Source organism: Stenotrophomonas sp. AC248 (assembly GCF_979258185.1).
Window position 1 is genome coordinate 451,503 of the sequence record NZ_OZ409840.1, and the last position, 19,877, is coordinate 471,379.

Annotated in this window: 17 protein-coding genes; 10 read left to right on the forward strand and 7 right to left on the reverse strand. The window is 58.1% G+C overall.

Translation table 11 applies throughout. The annotated features are described in order from the left end of the window. The first annotated feature begins 147 nt into the window (after positions 1 to 147). Entirely contained in the window at positions 148 to 1,245 is a 1,098-nt protein-coding gene (locus ACZ0AE_RS02005) for a DNA cytosine methyltransferase (protein WP_463600259.1), read from the forward strand. Positions 1,246 to 1,266: 21 nt separating this feature from the next. Continuing rightward, positions 1,267 to 4,392 (forward strand): N-6 DNA methylase, encoded by a 3,126-nt coding sequence (locus ACZ0AE_RS02010; protein WP_463600260.1) that lies wholly within the window; start codon positions 1,267 to 1,269, stop codon positions 4,390 to 4,392. Positions 4,393 to 4,719: 327 nt separating this feature from the next. On the opposite strand, the gene ACZ0AE_RS02015 is transcribed toward ACZ0AE_RS02010, so the two are convergent. The 5 genes from ACZ0AE_RS02015 to ACZ0AE_RS02035 all read right to left on the reverse strand — a co-directional run bounded on the left by ACZ0AE_RS02015 (position 4,720) and on the right by ACZ0AE_RS02035 (position 9,401). Continuing rightward, a complete protein-coding gene (locus ACZ0AE_RS02015) occupies positions 4,720 to 5,565 on the reverse strand; it encodes a hypothetical protein (RefSeq protein WP_463600261.1) in 846 nt (281 codons plus the stop codon). Between the two features lie 48 nt (positions 5,566 to 5,613). Further along, positions 5,614 to 5,931, reverse strand: a complete 318-nt coding sequence (locus ACZ0AE_RS02020) for a hypothetical protein (RefSeq protein WP_463600262.1) — start codon at positions 5,929 to 5,931, stop codon at positions 5,614 to 5,616. A gap of 166 nt (positions 5,932 to 6,097) precedes the next feature. Further along, the gene (locus tag ACZ0AE_RS02025) at positions 6,098 to 7,015 is read right to left on the reverse strand and encodes a hypothetical protein (protein ID WP_463600263.1); all 918 of its coding nucleotides are present in this window, start codon (positions 7,013 to 7,015) and stop codon (positions 6,098 to 6,100) included. A gap of 119 nt (positions 7,016 to 7,134) precedes the next feature. Beyond that, positions 7,135 to 8,325 (reverse strand): hypothetical protein, encoded by a 1,191-nt coding sequence (locus tag ACZ0AE_RS02030; protein ID WP_463600264.1) that lies wholly within the window; start codon positions 8,323 to 8,325, stop codon positions 7,135 to 7,137. Between the two features lie 860 nt (positions 8,326 to 9,185). Further along, positions 9,186 to 9,401, reverse strand: coding sequence for a hypothetical protein (locus tag ACZ0AE_RS02035; protein ID WP_463600265.1), 216 nt, complete (start codon positions 9,399 to 9,401; stop codon positions 9,186 to 9,188). A 333-nt stretch (positions 9,402 to 9,734) separates the two neighbouring features. On the opposite strand from ACZ0AE_RS02035, the gene ACZ0AE_RS02040 reads away from it, so the two are divergent. The 7 genes from ACZ0AE_RS02040 (at position 9,735) to ACZ0AE_RS02070 (ending at position 15,980) form a co-directional block, all read left to right on the forward strand. Continuing rightward, positions 9,735 to 10,034 (forward strand): SymE family type I addiction module toxin, encoded by a 300-nt coding sequence (locus ACZ0AE_RS02040; protein ID WP_463600266.1) that lies wholly within the window; start codon positions 9,735 to 9,737, stop codon positions 10,032 to 10,034. Between the two features lie 201 nt (positions 10,035 to 10,235). Beyond that, positions 10,236 to 10,568: a hypothetical protein gene (locus ACZ0AE_RS02045; protein ID WP_463600267.1), complete on the forward strand. Its 333-nt coding sequence runs from the start codon at positions 10,236 to 10,238 to the stop codon at positions 10,566 to 10,568. Between the two features lie 176 nt (positions 10,569 to 10,744). Next, positions 10,745 to 11,020 (forward strand): hypothetical protein, encoded by a 276-nt coding sequence (locus ACZ0AE_RS02050; RefSeq protein ID WP_463600268.1) that lies wholly within the window; start codon positions 10,745 to 10,747, stop codon positions 11,018 to 11,020. A 321-nt stretch (positions 11,021 to 11,341) separates the two neighbouring features. Further along, entirely contained in the window at positions 11,342 to 13,195 is a 1,854-nt protein-coding gene (locus ACZ0AE_RS02055) for a polymorphic toxin type 15 domain-containing protein (protein ID WP_463600269.1), read from the forward strand. Continuing rightward, positions 13,192 to 13,875 carry a GAD-like domain-containing protein gene (locus ACZ0AE_RS02060; protein ID WP_463600270.1) on the forward strand — a complete coding sequence of 228 codons (684 nt, stop codon included), beginning with the start codon at positions 13,192 to 13,194 and terminating at the stop codon, positions 13,873 to 13,875. The genes ACZ0AE_RS02055 and ACZ0AE_RS02060 overlap by 4 nt, the downstream gene beginning before the upstream one ends. A gap of 121 nt (positions 13,876 to 13,996) precedes the next feature. Continuing rightward, positions 13,997 to 14,680 carry a GAD-like domain-containing protein gene (locus tag ACZ0AE_RS02065; protein ID WP_463600271.1) on the forward strand — a complete coding sequence of 228 codons (684 nt, stop codon included), beginning with the start codon at positions 13,997 to 13,999 and terminating at the stop codon, positions 14,678 to 14,680. Positions 14,681 to 14,834: 154 nt separating this feature from the next. Continuing rightward, positions 14,835 to 15,980, forward strand: coding sequence for a YncE family protein (locus tag ACZ0AE_RS02070; RefSeq protein ID WP_463600272.1), 1,146 nt, complete (start codon positions 14,835 to 14,837; stop codon positions 15,978 to 15,980). Positions 15,981 to 16,086: 106 nt separating this feature from the next. Here ACZ0AE_RS02070 and ACZ0AE_RS02075 read toward each other — a convergent pair whose 3' ends face one another. After that, the gene (locus ACZ0AE_RS02075) at positions 16,087 to 16,926 is read right to left on the reverse strand and encodes a tetratricopeptide repeat protein (protein WP_463600273.1); all 840 of its coding nucleotides are present in this window, start codon (positions 16,924 to 16,926) and stop codon (positions 16,087 to 16,089) included. A gap of 161 nt (positions 16,927 to 17,087) precedes the next feature. Here ACZ0AE_RS02075 and ACZ0AE_RS02080 point away from each other — a divergent pair, with 161 nt between their 5' ends. Continuing rightward, entirely contained in the window at positions 17,088 to 18,128 is a 1,041-nt protein-coding gene (locus tag ACZ0AE_RS02080) for a hypothetical protein (RefSeq protein WP_463600274.1), read from the forward strand. Positions 18,129 to 18,179: 51 nt separating this feature from the next. On the opposite strand, the gene ACZ0AE_RS02085 is transcribed toward ACZ0AE_RS02080, so the two are convergent. After that, positions 18,180 to 19,739 carry a serine hydrolase domain-containing protein gene (locus tag ACZ0AE_RS02085; protein WP_463600275.1) on the reverse strand — a complete coding sequence of 520 codons (1,560 nt, stop codon included), beginning with the start codon at positions 19,737 to 19,739 and terminating at the stop codon, positions 18,180 to 18,182. Positions 19,740 to 19,877: the final 138 nt, after the last annotated feature.

Consider the following 19,877-nt stretch of genomic DNA (forward strand, 5'->3'; position numbering starts at 1 on the left):
AGTCAATCGAAAGGGCGGCCGCAAGGCCGCCCTTTCGCGCTATAACTGCACCAGCTCTCTCTGGTCTCAACCCATGCGACCTTGTCCGTTCATGCTCTTCTATGGAGAGCAGTGCGGCGGTTGCATAGCTCGCGAATACTAAGCACGATGAAAAATAAGAGTAGCAACCCAAAACCTAATCCAGAAGCCCTTAGAGTTGTTTCTTTATTTTCGGGCTGCGGCGGCATGGACTTCGGCGTGAAGGCGGCCGGCGGTAAAATTGTGTTCAGTAATGACATTCTTCCGGATGCCTGTGAGACGCTTAGGAAGTATTTTCCAGATTCTAAAGTTTCTTGTGGGGATATAGCTTCCATCGAGGAGTTTCCGGAGGCGGATGTGGTTGTTGGAGGTTATCCGTGCCAGTCATTCTCTATGGCCGGCAACAGAGATCCAAAAAAAGACGCAAGAACGAGCCTCTACAAGCAGTTTTTGAGAGTTATAGAGCTCGTAAGACCCAAGTACTTTGTGGCTGAGAATGTTTCAGGCCTAAAGCAGCTCGGGGCGGGCAGCTTCCTTGAGGAGCAGGAACAGGCTTACAAAGAGGCTGGATACGCTGTCACGCATAGCCTTTTAAATGCGCGTGACTTTGGCGTGCCCCAGTCGCGAAAGCGTCTATTCATTGTGGGTATCAGAAACGACATTTCTAAAGAGTTTTCTTTTCCTGAACCGACTCACGGAAAGCCCTCAAGAAAGTGCCCAGACTTGAAGCCCTATGCGTCACATGGAGATGCAATCAAGGATTTACCGCTGTGGCCCAAGGGTGAGTTCTATGAGCGACCTCATGATCCGGATGGGCACTTTTCCTGGTATTTCATGTCTCGTAATAGAAAGGCAAAATGGGACGGGCCTGCGTTCACTGTCGTCGCGAATTCTCGGCATATCACTTTGCATCCCGCAAGTCCAACAATGACGTTGACTTGGTCTAACCTGGAGGATGGCTGGAAGCAACGCTGGGACTTTACCGGCGAGTATGATCATCTGGTAAAGGGGCAGTCTAGAAAAAAACTCAAGGAGCCACGTAGGTTGTCTTGGCGTGAGTGCTCACTCATCCAAACGTTTCCGAAAGATTTTGAGCCCGTTGGGGATATGGACTCTAAGTTCACCCAGATCGGTAACGCAGTGCCTCCGATGCTTGCAGAAGTGATGTTTAGGCACTTATTTTCCGGTAAGGGTTTGGTTGAACGTAAGCCATCTTGTGAGGACTAGTAAAATATGGACGCCACGCAAATGGATGACGTCAGCCGGGATCTGGTGCAGGCAGCTTCTCTTGCATCAAACTCAGCGAAGAACGAGGCTCAGCTCAGGCATGAAGTTGAGGTTGCCCTTCAGCGCGCGTGCATTTCGCTTCGCATCGCCTGGACTCCGTTTCAGATGGAGCGTGCGCTGAAGCAACGTGGAGCATCTACAAAATTCATTGACGTGGCTCATGGCGGAGTACTGATCGAGTACGAGCCACCACGGTGCTTTTCAGGCGGAGTTAACGCCAAGGCTCGGCATGCTCGAAGGCAAATAGAAGAGTATTCTCACCTCATCTCATTAGAAGAGGGGCGTCCGCTAGTTGATTATCTCCTAATTGCATGGGACGGAGCATCTATTACATTCGGGCGTCACTCAGCCGAGAATCAAAATGTCATTTGGGAGAGTGTAATTCCCTTTGACATTAATTCCGCAAGTCGGCTTTTGATGGCAATGGCGTCAAGCGGCAGGCCATTTGTTCATCCTAAACTTCTTCAGTCTCTAATTGGCCCTGACTCCGAGTCCGGTATAAAGCTGATCCCCATCCTTTATGCGCAAATTTGTAGTAGTTCCAGGGACAGTTCAAATAAAACAAAGATACTCTTTAGTGAATGGATTCGACTTTTCGGTCAGGTAGTTGGCTTTCAGCCTGATGGCATGAAACGTTTACTTAGGAGGCAGGAGATATCACACGGTCAACCTTATGAGGATAATCCTTCCGCCTATTTGTTTGCTCTCAATACATACGTAGCCATTGTAGCAAAGGTCGTGGTGGCATGTGCCCTGCCAAATGCTGCTCAAAGCGTTCTCGATAGTTCAGTGCCATTAAAATCCAGGTTGACCGCGGTCGAGAATGGATCTCTGTACGAAGGCTTTGGTATTCTAAATATGCTAGATGGGGATTTTTTCTCTTGGTATTTAGAAGGCGCAGGCTGGAGCGCGATAGAAAATAGTCTTGAGGGGATGGTTGGCAAGCTGTCAGGGGTGGACTTTACTGTAGCAAAGAAGGATCCAACAACAACTCGAGATTTGTTTAAGGGTATATACGAAGAGTTCATTCCTCGTGAGATACGTCATGCTCTGGGAGAGTTCTATACTCCAGACTGGCTGGCGGAATTTGTCATCTCTATGACGGATTGGAAGCCGGAGGATTCCATTACCGATCCGGCATGTGGTTCAGGTACGTTCTTGCTTGAGGCGCTTCGTCGCCGCCTCGTCGAGGGGTGGAGTGGTAGTGCTCGAGAAATGCTTGCCGGAATCAGTGGCGTAGACCTAAATCCTCTAGCTGTGCTGACAGCCAAAGCGTCGCTTGCCGTATTTATGTCGCAGTATCTAAACCCTAAAGATCCTGTTCGTCTACCTGTATATCTGGCAGATAGCATAAATCCGGCAAAGCCTGCCGGTGGCTTATTCCCATCGTTCTGCTATTCACTGCGTACTGAGCTTGGGATCGTTGAACTCTCAGTGCCTGTGGCACTAATAAAGAGCGACGCCTTCTACCCTGTCTTTAGGCGGATAAGAGACCTTATAGAAGAAGATCGAGGGTCGGACTGGATCAAGGCTGAGGTCAACGTACTACTTTCGAAGTATGGGCTTGGATCAGATATCTGTGCGTCTCTCGTAGCCACAATTGACTCTTTTGTCGATCTGCATAACAGAGGGTGGAACGGCATTTGGTGTTCGATCGTAGCCGATCGATTTGCGGCAGGCGCAATCGAGCCTGCACAGTATGTATGCGGCAACCCGCCTTGGATTAAATGGAGTAATCTCCCGAGAGAGTATACCGGGCAGATCCAACAGCTCTGTAAAGACCTCGGCGTCTTCAGTAATGACAGGTGGGTTGGCGGTATTGAAGGTGATGTTTCAACTGTAGTCGCCTTCCAGGCTATTGAAACGTATCTTTCGGATAATGGTCAGATGTGTTTATTAATGCCGGGTTCTGTTTTTGAAACTCCATCGAGCGCTGGATTTAGACGAATGAGAGTTGGCAAACAAAGAATTCCGTGCGCTATAGAGATGATTGAGGATTTTGACGAGATTGCGCCATTCGATAGTGTTGCGAACATGCCAAGAGCTATCCTCGTCCGAAAGGGAGTTGCCACAAGCTTTCCGGTGCAGTACAGGAAGTGGATCTTCGATTCCGAAGTGCCCTCAGTAGGAAGATATCTTCGTTCGGCGGGAGAGTTTTACGATAACGCTATCGAGAAAGATCTTCGTGCATGGCCAGTTCCAGGTGGTTCTGATAGGCCTTGGATCGTCGGACTCGAATCTGAAATCGAAACTCTAAATTCGGCTTTCGGCGAGGGGAGTCCGAATTACGTTGCGCGGAAGGGGGTGACAGCTGATAGGAATGGCATATTCTGGGTCAAGGAGTGTAGTGACGACAGGGATGGGCTCACCACAATTCAAAATGATGCAGGCATAGGAAAGACGAAGGGCATACCTTCTGTTCGTGCCCCAGTTGAAACAGAGCACATTTTTCCGCTTTTGCGCGGAAGGGGCGTTTCGAAGTTTCGCGCTCGCCCGGATGCTGAGCTCCGCTATTTTGTTCCCCAGAGACAAATGCATGGCGATGCAGAGTTGCACTTGAATAGCCCCTTCGCTTACTCCTTCTTAAGGAATTTCAAGAGCGAGCTCGAAAGACGTTCTAGCCTGAAGAGGTTCCAGAAGGGGAAGCCCTATTATTCCCTATGGTCCATTGGGGAGTACACATTTTCTCCGTTCAAGGTGTTATGGAAAGAGATTGGTGGGAGTAAGTTCGAGGTGGCTTATGTAGGGAGTTCCGATATTGCGGGGCGTTCTGTTGTAGTTATACCTGACCACAAGTTGTACTTCATTCCCGTGGAGACTGAGTATGAGGCGGCATTTCTAACAGGGTTTTTGGGCTCTACGCCGATATCCAAAGCAATCGCCTCGTACGGTGCGTCGCTGAGTTTCGGTACTAGCGTGGCGAGCTACGTTAACATTCCAACTTACGATCCCAGTTCGGCGGAAATGCGAGAGCTGGCAGAAGCGGTCATCCGGGTCTCGGCAGGAGTCGGGAAAGTTGAAGATAGTGAGCAGTGCGAAATTGATTATTTAGTCGCGAGAATTGTCGAGAATTTGCGCAGAACTTAAAGTTGGCCGCTCTGCTTAGCTATAGGTATCGATACTTTTAGGGCGATTGTTTAGGCGTAAAGATTTACTGCTTGCTTATTAATGCTATTCCAAGCCTCAAATGAAAATGGATGGCTATGTTTAAAGTCCGGCAGAGCCCCATCCATCTCTTGGGGTATTGGGTCACTACACCCACGCGGGGCGCCCCGATAGCGTTACAGGCGTATTAATGCACGTGGTGCACGGTAAAGGTCCCGGGAGGCGCGCAAGCGTGGCGGGAAACAAGTGCGCGCACGAGTAAGAGAAGCGCGAGACAGGATAAGCTGCCTCGCGACCGTGCTTTCCCTGCTAGTTCAACGCGGGTCTAAGTGACAATAACTCGGATACTTGAGTCAGCTTCTTCTTAGAGAAGTTCCAAGCGTAAGTGCCGTCTCGGGTCCTGATCCACTTGCCGCCCAAACCTTTCAGCTCGTCTTTGAACTCAGTGGAGTCGCCTCGGACGACAAACGATTTATCTGAATACTCTTCGAGACGACAGTCGTGTCCAGGCTTATTCTCGATCCGTTTCGTCGCCGACTTCTTTGTAGGAGCAGACCTCTTTGCAGCGGTGGGCGCAGTGGGCTCCACTGCATCCTTGGTTGATGCCTTTGCCTCTTTGACGACCTTGGCATTCACGACGGCATCGACCGTCATGCCCCGCATCACGATCGTCAGTTGGCGGGACAGCTTCGCCTTCAGCTCATCGATCGAGCTGTACTCCTCCTGGATTCCCTTGTTCCTGATACTCGCCTTAAATTCCTCCAGCTTATCAAACTGCTTTGTGTCGATCTTGCCGCGCGGAATGGGCGCGTCGGAGTAGTACAGCATCACCGGCTTCTGCTTAGTAAGGAAAAACTTGATCTCCTCAACCGTGCCGCTATCCTCTACGCCAGTCGGTGTGCCCAGCCTTGTCCAAAATGCGCCGATGAGCATGTCGCAAGACTTGACCACTTGCTCGTTAATAAGGGCCTGAGGCCTATCGGCCATGCTCGGGGCACTGTGCGACTCCCACATAACGGGAAGTAGCACTTTTCCTGTCTCGGCTGAGTTCAGAGCATTCCACTCGTGCAAGCTCGCCGCAATCGCCTCGCGTTCGTGAGGAACGTCCGATGGCGATGCTATTAGGACATTGAAGACATTCGCTGAAAAAGACATCCTTGCCTCCCTGTGTGGTGCCTCAATCGAATCGCTAGAAACCGCACCTCAGCGAGCTATTTTTGACGCGCCGGACTGCGGGCTTTTACGCACCTGCCGGAGGATATTAGGGTCAGTGCCAAGCGTGAGCAAGAGGACACGGGCCATCTGTGTTCGGACAACCGCGTTGAGTTCCTGGGCAAAGTGTTCACCCAATGGGCCGAGCTCTGTCGCGTGGCATTGCGATACATCCAACCCGGAAAACCCAAACAGAACGCCTTCATCGAGCGCTTTAGCTGCACCTTCCGCGAGGAGGTTCTGGACTAACACCTCCTCGCACGGCTCCACGATAGGCGCGAGGCGGCGCATTGGCGGATGATCGATCACAACGAGATTCGTCCACGCGACTCAGTCAGCGGCGTGGGCCCCGTCAAGCTCCGTGCCCTTCACGCCAGAGCTCTACTTTAGAAACTTCTGCTTGACAGGTAAGCTGACGCTTCGCCCCTTTCTGACGTGGCAATCAAAAGATTGCTCCCGGTGTTCTAGCTGACCTCTAGCCCGCCATGGGGTCGCGAGTCTGCAGTGCTTCCTGCAAAAAGGCTGGTGTTCCAAAAGATAGGTTGTATTCTCTGCTTATGTGGATAATGCGTGCTCTGTCCACAAAAATAACCTGTGCTGGACGGCGCTCCCAGTCTCCGTTATTACTGCGGTAATCTAGCGGTGCTATGTAATACGCTGCCGCAGGATGGTCTGGGACCATCCATCGGTTAAAGGAGGCCGGCGTAGCTTCAAATTGTTTATGCTCTACATCGGTCGTCGAGCAGCCGCATTGTGCAAACGCAATCGGCATTTGTCCTAAGCTATCGCCAAAGACATGCCAGGCCACCAAGTCTAATCCGGCATCGCCACTATCGCCAGATTTAATCTGCGTATCACGAAATGTCGCGACTGCACGCAGTTGGTCGGCTAATTCTGTAAGTTTTTGCTGCTTTGTTCCCTGGCTGATTGTCGAATTCTTCCCGAAACTCTCGACTTTCCAGTGGGCTGGCATCAGCGCGCCAAACACTTTGGCGCCGATAGCCTCTAGATTATCCGCAATCTCCTGCATTCGCTTCCGATTTACGTACCTGAGGGTGGAGGATAGCAATAGCATCAGATACAACTGGTGGAGATTGTTTGTGGAATCATTCCTGAGGTAAAGCCTATCCTCAACTAGCTCGAACGGCCACGCATTTTTCATTCGCTTGTGTCTTGAGCCTAGCGCGACTGAAATGGCCTGCCAACGGCGCTCAAAGGCAGCATCCTGCTTCTCTACGGCGCTATCTTTCGAGAGACCCTCACCCTCATCCTCATCGTCCTGCTCTTCCTCTTCCTCTTCCTCTTCCTCTTCCAGGTTCACGTCAATGTCGGAGGATTGATCAAACGTATCAAAGAGAAAGCCACGGGAAAAGAATCCGTCACTACTGGTCATGGCACGAAGTTCCATGTAGTCGGCCCAGAGGTGGGTCGCAGATCCACTTGGAAGGCGCTCCAAATCCCTAATTAACTTTTGTTTAGGTGCTGGTGCTTGAGCTGCCGGCTGGGGCGCGATCACGATTCGTTACCCGCTTCACTCGTGGGGTTCTCAGGCTGGTCTGTTGCCTCGCCAGCCGCCCTATCACCTAATGGAACCATGTCTGCCTTGTCGCGCATCCTTCGTCGAATACTCGATCGAAGATCTTGAACTAGGTCATCGGCCGCCGCGACAGCCCTTTGGTGTGACTCATCGACATCAGATATGTCAGGCACCACGGCATACGCGCCCTTGAGGTTGTCTATCACAAGCCTCATAAATTTCTCGAACGCGCGAGTGGGGCCTTCACTCATTAAAAATGCTTTTTGAAGGTTCTTCTCCGCCTTCAAGTACTGCGTTGCAGGCTCCTTGTCCAACACCGCTGCTAAGATCTTGAGATTTCTAGATTCACCCAGAATCGTGAAGCCATCCTCTCTCGGTGAATACATCCAAAGGAACAAGTCTCGACAGTGATCCCTAACCAGGCCTGCGCCCACCACGTCCGATTTGGACGACAGGCCCGCGTATGTGTAAATAGAACGATACGAAAGCGCTGTTGTAAGAAGGCTGAAATCCACTGAAGAATCATTTACGCCAGAAAGCGAATAGAAGTCGGCGGACTTAGCCTGATCATAGACATTCAGTCCGGACAGCATCTGCGCGACATAATCGCTCCTGCTGCCGATTTCTTTCGCTAGCATCTTGTGCTGTTCTTCGTCGGGAAGATGGGAAAAGAACTCCTGCTTAAGCTGTTGCAAGTATCTTGCTTTGGGCAAAGGATCCCATCGCTTTGCCCCCGTGATATGACGATATCCTAGATACCGAAGGATGTCTCGTCGCTGAGCAAAAACAATGCAGGGCGCAGTTTCATCTTTGTGTGTTGCCGATGCGACAAGAGCTGCAATTGATGGTCGATCGATCTTTATCTTGCCTGCTAGGAGCTTCAGTGCAGCCAAGCGCCTGTTGCCTTCGACCACGACGTACGTTTCGGGCGAAGTCGCGGGCTGTGCCGGCGCAACTAGAAGAGGCTCACCAGAAAAGTAACCCTGCTCGCCAATTGAGCCCATCAGCTCTTGAACGTTTTCAGTCTCTGTCATACGCCCAATGACTTGCTCATCAGTCGACGTTTCAAATAATGAAAATCGCGGATTCTCAGGATCAAATAACAGCTGGTCAAGTGATATATCTTGAATAGATGTCGGCGGCTGAACTTGGTCGGTGGAGTTCATTGATTGGCCTGGCAGGCGATGGGAAGTGGGCTTAGTAGGAACATAGCATCGCCTGACGCGGGCCACAGATCAATTCCCAGCGCTTGTTGCCCGAACTTGTGCTGGCGAAAATGGCCGGCACAGCGTGTGTGCCAACCTTTTGACTGCGCCTTGGCGTGCAGTAGGATGGCCTTAGTTCCTCCTAATTCATGGAAATTTAAGGATAAAATTCCGGAAGTTGGGTCATGGGGGGGCATAGCTTGCATAAGCATCGGGGGCCAACGCCTTCATCAGGAATCTCCTCTTGTCTAGCATGCTTCCACGCTTGTATGTATCTCTTCGCTTCTCGCGGACTCGATGAGCTAGTGCCGCTTTGGACAGATCATCCTCGAAGACTATTGCCTCGCTAGCCCAACCCTTGAGTGTTGAACTGAGCCCGTGGAGTGTGATGTGACCAAAACCTATCCGTTTGAGAGGGGCCAGCATTGCGTCCTCGCTGGGTGCATCATCCATCAGGTCAATAGGTAACCAGAGCACGGGCTGCATGCGTGGTCTGACCAACGCCAGTGCAACCGCCACCAGCGGAATCGCCTAATGACCAGCCGCTTTCTGCTCAGGTCATCCGGTTAATGTAGCGGCATAGGCCGCATCCGGAATCACCATTTTCCGCGCTTGATATGGGCGCTGTTGTTTTAGAACGAAGTCCAGTCAGCAATCACGCGCAAGGTGTGCACCTGTATCTTGACGCGGTAGGCCCCAACCGCCGCCGCCAGTTCCCATGAGTCCACTCGGTCATCCTCCGTCTCTCCGGTCTATGAGAATTTTGGCTTCGATAGGGCGAAAGCACGGCCTAGATGAAACCTCTTGTCGCAAAAAGCCTACTAGCTATTCATGGCGAGCCGCCTCGGCGGCCAAAACGTGTCGACCCGACACATGTCATAGTCCTGCCCATACCCTTTCGCAGCATCTTTCGCCGGAAGGTCCGCGTACCAAGCCAGTTTTCTTTCATCCATCCCAGCGTCCACATGGTCGATGGCGAGAGACTTCAGCATGGCCTCATCAAAAGCTTCCAGCCAATCCGGATCAAGCGGAGTCATCTGCTGCGCTCCAAGTGAGCAGGAGAGGTGCCCACCCCCCGCCCCATTTCCTGCGACACCAACGAGCCACTTGCGACGCACCAAAGGAATTGCCAACCAATCCCCGCCAGATCAACAGGAACAAGCGATTTCCCATCCTCCGCACCAATGCGCATGTTGTTCATCGGAGCGTAGAAACTCTTCTAGCAAGACAATGTTGGACGTCCCCATGTCGGGAGGGTGGCTAATACAACACCCCCTGTGGAAATACGCCCGCCGGTTCTTGCTAGACGGTTTCTAACCTCCCGACGCCCTTGCCATCCCGGCAAGGGCAAGCCCTGCAGGAGGTCCAACATGTTGACGCCGTGGGAAGACGAACCCGATGACGCGCGCCCCAAGCGCAAATCCTACGCCCGCCCCGCACGCAGCTACCGCGTAGGCGCGCTGACGTACCCGGACCGCGAAGAGTGCGGTCCCACCGAGATTGTTCCCTACCTCAAGCTGCGCGGCCGCTGGCTGGACAAGCTCGGCTTCGACGTAGGCGCCCGCCTGAAGGTGGAGGCCACGCACGGCAGCATCACCCTTACGGTGGTGGAGCGGCCCGTGCCGGTGGTCAAGAAGATCCCCCGCAAGTTGCAGCGCCGCACCGGCTGAGCGCCCGCGCCCACCCGCCGGGTGGGCCGCTGCACGGCCAGTGCCCGCCAGCCCTTGCGGGCGGCCTGGCCGCACAGCCGCAGTGCCTGCCCCGGTTCGGCAGCGCTGCGCTGTGGCAGGCGCAAACGCCAGCACGTCACTGCACGCCCGGTGCAGTGTGGATGTACAACCTGTTTCATAACCCAGCAGTGGGAGGAACGCATGAGCAAGAGTGTCTTCATGCAGTTGGAAATGGCCGCTGGCCTGCGCGCCAGCTTTCAGCACGCGGCGGCGCGCGAACACCGCCCCGCCGCACAGGTGCTCCAGCGGTTGATGCGGGAGTATGTGGTGCGGCAATCGTGTGTGGATGCCGACGCAGAGGCCGGGGCCTTCGACCCGGTCGAGCGGCCGGCAGGCACTGTAGCCCTGGAGGGGGCGAGGGTGGCCAGGTGTGAACCGGAGGCGGTGCCGTGCTTTGAAAGCAGCGACCGGGATCTTGAGGCGATGGTTGCCCGGCAGCTTGGGTGGCGGTGTTCGCCGTTTGGGGTGGGGTGAGGGGCGGCAGCCGCTCTGCGTCTGACCGTTCATCTGGTGCGCCTGCCGAGGCGGTAGGCGTACCGCATCCGCCTTTATCGTCAGCCTGGCAGTTCACCGGGGCACTGGCCTTGTCAGGTAGACGCCTGGCACCCGGGTACTTCAAGCTGTTGCCGGCCTCAATGACAGGTGCAGGCATGACCAACTTCTCAATCGACTTCGTAAGCCCGCCAACCTTCGATTCCCTGGCAGTAGAGGTCTCATTCTGCTCGCAGCTTCTTTGCCGCATCGACCGCGAGCGGCAAGATGGTGCGCTTGAAGTAGAGTTCTTTCACCTGGCCAGGGCGCTGGGGAATGAGGTCACCATGAAGTTTTCTCTGGCTGAGTTCCTTCGGGTCGTTGAGCACGCCTCGGCGGAGTTGCTGGCGATTCCGCCGGCCTCTCTATCTCAAGCAGTACCAGGAAAGACCTAAGGCGAGTGTGCAGCTGCACCGGCGACCTTGTATCGGTTTGGCCAATCGTGCGCAGAAAATAAATGTGCGATGCACAGAGTCAATGGGGCATGGCAGGGATCACTCGGCGTGATCTATGTGACGTGCCACTTTGACCGAAACACCGTTTCCGCAAGATCAGATCCCTACTGTTCCGCTTCCTGAACTACGCTCTGTCGCGTAGGAAATGTCTGATGCGGCTAAAAGTGTGAGCGCGTTCCTGTTCGGTTCGTGATCCTCATCAACAGGAGCCGCATTCCAAGTTGCTAGCCTTCCCGCCACATCAAAAGCCAAGGACCCGGCGTGGGGCGCATTGCAATTGTCGTAGGCGATAGCACCAGCAGTGGCGGCACCGTCCTCACGGGCTCGCCCTTCACCGACATCAACGGCATGGCCGTCGCTCGCGTAGGCGACAAGGCCTTCTGCCCGAAGCACAAAGGTGCGTTCCCCATCGTCACCGGCGACGCCACCTTCATCGTGGATGGCCAGGCGCTGGCCAGGCATGGCGACGCGCTGGCCTGTGGGTGCAAAGTGCTGGCGGTGAAGCAGAGCACGGTGTCCGTGGAGTCGGGCGGTGGTGGCGCGGCCAAAGGTGGGGGCGCAGCCGCGGCAAGCCCCGTGGCGCCCGCCGCCGGTTTCGTCGCCCAAAGCACCACCGCCAAGGCGCCTGCAAGTCCGCCGGTCAAGCAGGACATCCTGCTGCACTACCACTATGGCGACCTCGACCGCACCCCGGTGCGCGGTGTGGCCTACCAGGTGATGCTGCCCGACGACAGCATCCGCACCGGCCACCTGGACGACGAGGGCCGCGCGCGCATACCCGAGGTCACCGTTGGCCCGGTACAGATGGTGCAGGTGCTGTTCCAGCCTGACGAGCCCGACGAAGACAACGCCGCCATCCTGGCCGCGCGCGCGCGGCTGAAGGCGGCTCTGGACGCCATCGTCGTGCAGACCCGCACTGACATGGCGCCGGAATGGCAGCAGTGGGACAAGGCCGGCAACGCCATACGCTGGGGCCTGCAGCGCGGCAACCAGGCGCTGGGCATGGGGCAGGGAACGTGGGACTACGTGGCCGGTACCGTGGAAACAGCGGTGGACATGGCCGTGCTCATGTACAAGGCCGACCGCGAGCTCAAAGAGTGGACCCGCCTGCTGCTCACCGGCGACCGCGACGGCCTGGACCGCAAGATCGCCGCGCTGCGCGCCACCGGCGGCAAGGTCATGGACGCCGCCAGCGAGGCCAAGGAGCTGTTCAACCTGCTGATCGAAGACCCCGGCATCACCGAGATGCTGCCGTCCTTCGGCGTAGCCTGGTGGGAGGCGGTACCGCCCGACGAGCAGGAGCGTATTGAGGCCCGCTTCAGCTCACAGATCATGGTGGACGTGGTGGTGTCCATCCTGCTGGCGGCCGTCACCGTGGAGTTGGGCGGCGCCGGTGGCTTTGGCTATGCTGCGGCCAAGGCGGGCAACACGGCCGCCCGCGTGGGCAAGAAGCTGCTGCACCTGATGGAAGAGGTGGAGGACGCATTCAAGGGCCTGGCCAAGGTGCTGAAGACGCGCAAGCGGCGGCAGGCCGATGGCAACCGCACGCCGGATGGTGGCAGGAAGATCGAGACCACGCGGTTGCCGAAGCGGATGCCGCGGAAGAAGTTGCCTTGTTTCAGCCCGCAAAAGCTACCTGCCTCGAAGTACCCGGAGATGGACCGGCAGTTGAAGGGTCAGGAGCAGGGACTGAACGATATGAGCGTTGAGGAGTACATCAAGGCTCGGGAGGCGTTTGATCCGAAGAATCGGGACAAGGCTGCTGCCCAGCAAGCAAGAGCGCGTTTCAAGGAGAAGATTCAAGCAGAAAAAATCGATGAGCTATCCATGGAGATGGACGACATGGCGGCTGCAGAGCGCATGGCGATGGAACATGCCGATGCCACAATGAAGACGATGCATGCCCTGCACAATCCTGACCTAGTCGCAGGTGGTGTGGATGACATAGCTGACTTTGGCGATGGCCAGGTCAACAAGACCATTGGTAGGCAGTGGAAGCTCGCGAAGAAGAATGAGAAGTCGCGCATCGACGTATTGGATGAGGCCGCTGCTAAAGTGCCAGTTGGAGAACGCCGGAAGACTAAAATGAATGGCGGTCTGGAGCGATGCAAATGATCAAGATGGTTGACGAGAAATTCGCCCACTTCTATGACAAGAAGGGCTTTGGCCCCTCACTTGAAGCCAAGCCTGTGTCGCAATCCCAGATTCAACACTATCGTGGACGATTGCCGGCCAAGCTTCTTGAATACTGGTCCGAATACGGCTTTGCCGGATACGGGCGTGGACGATTCTGGATGACGGATCCAGCAGAGTACAGCGATGTTCTAAACGCTTGGTTGCACCAAACGCGCTTCCACGGAACCGACAAGTACTACGTAATAGGCCGTAGTGCGTTCGGCAATCTGATGGTGTGGGGTACCGAAACGGGTCCCAGCCTAAGCATCGACTGTCCTTGGGGCATGATCTTCCCGAGCGACAAATCTCGATGGATGAACGAGGGAAAAGGTGACCTTCTCATCTCGAACTGGCTAGCCGGGATGCAAATGGACAGCCTAGACCAGGCAGATGAGGCCGATGCTCTTCTCTTTGATCGGGCGGAAAAGTTGTTGGGTCCACTCGCCAACGATGAGATGTATGGATTCGTCCCGGCCTTGGCAGCTGGCGGCCACCGCCGGCTGGATAGCTTGAAGCGCGTCAAGGCAGTTGAGCATTTGATGTTCCTCGCGCAGCTGGTCAAGCCTGAGGTCATGATCGACATCGTAAAGGAAGCAAAGGATCGAGGGCTGTGGAAGTAGTCTCCAGCGAGACGCAACCAAGTAGCCCCACGCCACCGAAGCAACAGCGCAACGTTCTCGACATGTCGCCACGAGTGTCGCCCGGAACCATGAAAGTCAATAGTGGCCTTGAGTGTTGCAAATGAAACCCGTGCTAGATGAGAGCTTTGCGTACTTCTACGACAGGAAGGAATTCGGACCTGCAGTACCAGGAGGCGCGGTAACTCCCGAGCACCTTGCCCGGTACCGTAGCAAGCTGCCTGCCCGGCTCTTGGCTTACTGGCAGCTCTTCGGTTTTGCTGGGTTTGGAGACGGAAGGTTCTGGCTTGTCGATCCTGCAGAGTATGAGGTCGCGCTTTCCACCTGGATCCAGGGCACGCCTTTTGACGGTATCGACGATTTCTTTGTCATCGGCCGCAGCGCCTTCGGGTGCCTTGATGTGTGGGGCACGAGAACCGGCCCGAGTCTCAGTATCCTGCCAATGTGGGGGATGCTCTTCCCCAGCGATAAGTCCAAATGGATGAAAGAAGGCGAGGCTGATTTTCTTGTGTCCATGTGGATCGAGCGGATGGACAAGGTTGATCTTGATGAGACAGACGAGGATGACCAGCCACTCTTCGAACGGGCGATGAAACTGCTTGGGCCGCTTCACGACGATGAGATGTATGGCTTCGTTCCTGCATTGGCATTGGGCGGGCCCTGCCGCTTGGACCACATGCAAAAGGTCAAAGCCGTTGAGCACCTTACGTTGCTTGCGCATCTTGGAGAGCGGGAGATCATGATGGATATCGTGAAGGAAGCAAAAGATCGAGGGCTCTGGAAGTAGTCTCCAGCGAGACCCCCCAAGCACCCACCCCCACACCCTGCTACCATTCCCCGGCATTCCAGCCAGCCAGCCCACGCACACATGCGGGACCGGCCGTCACACGTACGGCCCAGCGAGCCAGGACACCCTCCCGTGCCCATTCAAGGACGCTCGCATGTACCCCCGTTCCCTTCTCCGTTCGGCCGCGCTGGCCCTCGCCGTCACTCTCTCTCTTGGCACCCCGTCGGCGTTCGCCGTGGGCAAGGCCACCCCGGCTGCAGAAACCGCCGCCGCCGTGCTGCGCAAGCCCGTTGCCCAGGGCCTGTATGAGCTGGCCTACAGCCCCACGGTAGACGTGGTGTACGTGGCCTCGTCCGGTGGCTTCGGCGATGCCGCCGGTCCGGCGCAGCTGTTGCTGCTGGACCCCAACACCCTCGACGTTGAAGCGCAGATCCCGCTGGAGCGCAAGGCCTTCGGCCTGGTGCTGGACGACGCCAACCACCGCCTGTACATCGGCAACACCGTGGACACCTCGGTCACCGTGGTGGATACCAACACCCACAAGGTGGTGGGTATCGTGCAGCTGATGGAAAAGAAGGTGGGCAAGGACGGCAAGGCTGCCTACACCCACGACCTGCGCGAGCTGGTGGTGGATGGCGCGGCCAACCGCCTGTATGTCACCGGGCACTCTGGCGACGGCAGCGTGCTGTTCGTGGTGGACACGCAGTCGCTGAAGGTGGTCAACACCATTCCGGGCTTGGGCAACGCCAAGGCACCGGGCCTGGCGCTGGATGCCAAGAGCAAGCGCGTGTACACCTCCAACCTGCTGGCCGAAGTGGTCACCGTGGGCACCGACAGCGGCAAGGTGGAGCAGCGCTTCAAGGTGAGCGCCGAGCAGCCGATGAACATCGCGCTGGAGCCGTCGGGCAAGCGCCTGTTTGTTACCGACCAGGGCTCGGAGATGATCCGCAAGTACCAGGCCAGCAGCTCGGGCTTCACCTCCACCCACCCGGGCCAGCGCGTGCTGGTGCTGGACCGCACCACCGGCAAGGAACTGGCCAGCATCCCCACCGACGCCGGCCCGCTGGGCATCCTGCTGGACGCCAAGCGCAAGCGCCTGTTCGTAACCAACCGCGAAGCGGGCACGGTGACGTCGTACAACAGCGACACCTACAAGCCGCTGAAGACCTACTCGCTGCCCACGCACCCGAACAGCCTGGCGCTGGATGCGAAGAAGAACGTGCTGTACGTGACCGTCAAGAACGGCGACAACGAGGCCAAGGGTAGCCCGGAGTCGGTGGCGCGGATCCAGCTGGACTGATGCGCTGATGCGGTGCCCATCCGCGGGAGCGGGTGGGCACGGTAGCGTCATCCCTGTGGATCAGCTGCGGTGCAACGCATGTTGGACAACGTTGCCGTAAAGGCGGCTAGCTCGAGATGAGACTGCAGGTGCTTGTCAGTTCCTTGTCCTCGCGGGCCTCGCCAGCCAGGTTTGGAATGGCCGCGATGCCTGAATTCAGGTAAGACAACCCGTCGTCAGTCCTGCCGACGGAACACAGGATCTTCGCTGCATTGATGATGACGAACCGGCGAAGGCGTGCATCCGAAGGGGACAGCGAAATGGCTTCGGATATGCTGCTCAACGCTCCTTGACCGTCTTTCATCCGGAACTGTGCGTAAGCCTTGCTGTTCCAGCTAGACGGGTTGGAGGGGTCGAGGGTTAGCGCCGTATCCAGATGACGCAGTGCAAGCGAGAAGTTGCCAGCCACAATCTGCCGCTGCCCAACAGCCAACTCACTATCCGCGCGCTGCCGTGCGGTGGGTTGCTGCGCCATGCGCTGTTGTTTGTCTGCTAACAGTACCGAGATTTTTGCGCGTACCAGCGTGTTTTCGGGCTCGTCAGAGAAGACTGCGTAGGCCACTGCTACGGCACCTTGAGACACGGCCGGGTCGTCGGAGGTGATTCTTTGGTATTCCTGTCTGACGAAGTCCTGGATGCGCTGGTTACGAGCCGCTTTGGCATCCTCATTACGCAGGCCAAGCTGGCTCTCCTTGTCGCGCAACTGCATTTTATGTACATCGATCGCGAGCTGGTGCTGGCGTTCGGCCATGTTGGTATTGCCGAAGTACGTTGCAGCCGCCAGCACGACAATCACTGCGGGCATCACGATTTTGCCGAAGGTGTCCTGGCGTAGTCCTTTGCGGGCAAGTCGCAGTTTCTCTTCCTCGATGTCGAGCTTGCGCTGTTCGGGGTCGGGAGTGTTCATCTTTTCTTCCTTGAATGCTGAGGCTGGCGGCCCCGGAGCTTGGGTCCTCTGTGTACTTAGCGGCGCCAAAGCCGCTGAATTTAGCGTGTGCGCCAATGTGATCCCTTGCGCGATAATCAACGGTCGCGTCCATCGCTGACGCACCGCTACCGAGATCACGGATGTCCCCACCTTCCCCGCGCACCCTCACCGCGATGCCCGCCGAACTCCGCTCCCGTTTGCAGGCCGACCTCACCCGCCAGCGCGCCACCGGCAATCTGTGGCTGTTGATTGCCGTCTGCCTGGCTGTTGCGATCACCGCCTACTTCGGTTGGCTGGGCCTGCACCGCGCGCATGCCGCGCCCACTTGGGTGCCGATGATTCTGGCAGCGGTGGTGGGGTTGGCTGGCATCGTCGCGGCGGCGCTGGTGCGGCAGCGTCGCCCGGTGTGGCTGCGCGAGGCACTAGCATCTTCCGAGGTGGCGGTGATGGAGGGTGCGCTGCAGTCCGCCGAGATCCTGCCGCAGCAGGCACGCTTTGCGCGGGCGCCACGCAGCTACGTGCTGGGCGACTACCGCCACTTGGTGCTGGAGGAATCGCCCGGGACCGACGCGCTGTCCGGCTTCGTGCCGCAGCACGTGTTGGGCCCCGCACCGGGCACGCCGCTGCGCCTGGTATGGAGCGCGGCGCATCCCGGTCACCTGCTGCAGGTGGACTACCCCGGCATGGCGGCGGTGGCCGATGCACCCGTACCGATGGACGCACAGGATTGGCGCGACCTCTGCACCCGTCCGGTGGCGGCGCTGCGTGCAGCGGCTTGGCTGTGTGGTGCGGCGCTGCTGGGCATCGCCGTGCTGGCCGCAGTGCCTGCCGTCGGCGCGGGTGTCCGGGTGTGGCTGTGGGCGGGCGTGGGCGTTGCGCTGCTGTGGCTGCTGGGTGTGTGGGCCCCGGTGGCGCGGCTGTGGCTACAGCGCGGGCAGCTGCGCCGCCATACCGTCAGCGGGCCCGTGCAGGAGTTGATGTGGGCGCGCCGCAACGATGGTCGCCAAGGCGTTGAGCATGCGCTGTTTGCGCGTCTGGGCGGGCAGTGGCATCTGCTGGACACGGCCGGCAAGGCCAGTGCGCTGCAGACCGCGCTTGTTCCCGGCGCACCGCTCACGGTGCGTTATGCGGTGCTGGGCGACCACCGCGTGCGGCTGCGGCATTCGGCGGCGCCGGCCTGAGCGGTCACGGCCGGCGCGCTGCAACGTCTGGCGTTGCAGCGCGTGCCGCTGTCACTTGCGCTCGTAGTACGCGCGCGCCTCGCCATGCACCACGCTCAACGCGTTGACCTTGCCCCACGCATCGCGGTGGAACTCGATCTGCAGTCCGTCGATATCCGGTGACACGAAGCGGTTGGGGGCAAGCGGCAGTACTTGCCCGTCCTGCGTCCGCCCGGCAACGCCCACGCGCACCTGTCCGTCGGCCACCTTCACCTGCAATGCAGGAATGTCGAAGATGTCGGCCAGGGCGCGGCGATGCGCCATGGGTACCGAAAGGTCCTGCGCGAACACGCCGGCGTAGTCGGCATAGGCCGGCGCGCGCAGGTCCAGCGCGATGGGACGTACCGGCGGGTTGACGCCACGGCCCAATGCGTCGGATAGAGCATTGCGGATCTCGGTGGTGAGCTCGGCGCCGTTCTCGCCATTGGTTAGGATGACCAGGCCGTCGCCGCTGTCCAGATAGCCTTCGATCCACGCGCGGTAGCTGTCGTTGGAGCCGCCGTGGTGGAAGATGCGGGTGGCGCCGCTGCCGTCAAGGCGCGGGCCCAGGCCATGCCAGCTTGGGGACACCTCGGTCATCATGTCGATGGCGATCGGTTGCGGCAGGAAGCCGCCTGGCGCGCGATAGCTGTTGGTCAGCGCCGCCACGAACGCGGCCAGATCATTGGCGCTGGTCCACAGGCCCGACGCACCGGCTTCAGGGAACGTCTGCCAGCCGCGCGGCAGGGCGGTGGGCGCGCCGTCGCCGTCGTGGGCCTTGGCGATGTTGTCGAGGGTATCCGGCGGGGTGGTGAAGCGGCTGCGCTGCATGTGCAGCGGTGCGAACACCTGCGCGCGGGCGAGTGCATCCAGGGGCTGGCCGCTGGCATCTTCAAGCACCTGCTGTTCCACCATCACCCCGCCGCCGGAATAGTCGCCACGCTCGCCGGGGGCGTGGATCAGGCGCACCGGCTTGTTCTTGGCCGGGGCGATGCCGTCCAGCGTTTGCAGCAGCGTGGGCAGCGGCTCGCCCGGCAGGTAGTCGGCAAAGCCGTGCACGCCCAGCCCGGCGGTGTGCGACATCAGCATGCGCAGGCTCACCTGCGGGGTCGGGGTGGTGGGCGTCGCCGCCAGCTTCCAGCTGCGCAGGTAGGTGGTGATGTCCTGGTCCAGCGCGAGGCTGCCATTGGCCACCAGCCGCAGCGTGGTGGCCGCGGTGATGACCTTGCTGACCGAGCCGACCGAGAACAACGTGTCCGCGTTCACGGCATCGCGGCTGCCGGCCTGGCGCAGGCCGTACCCGGCACTGTGCACCAGCTTGCCGTCACGCAGCACCGCAATGGCCACACCAGGCACGTGGTAGTGGGCCATGCGCGCCTGCAGCGACCAGCGCGGCAGCGAATCGCTGGCGGGCACCACGCTGGGGCGCAGGCCGGCGGTCAGTGCGCTGTCGATGGCGGTGTCGTGGCGGTCGGCGGCGAAGGCGGGCAGGGCCAGCAGCAGTGAGAGCGTGGTGGTGAGTGCGCCACGCAGCAGGATGTGGCGGGGCGGCAGCACGGTGGCGGCAGGGGAAGCGCGACGGATCGAAACCATGCGGAACCTCGGGGTGGGGTGTGCGGGCGGGAAACCGGACGTGCGGCGCTGCCAAACGCAGGCCGCAGTCGGCCGGTGATGGCCGGGCTGCGCACCACGTGGGGGTGCTGTTGCAGGGACGGGTTACGCGCGGTGTGC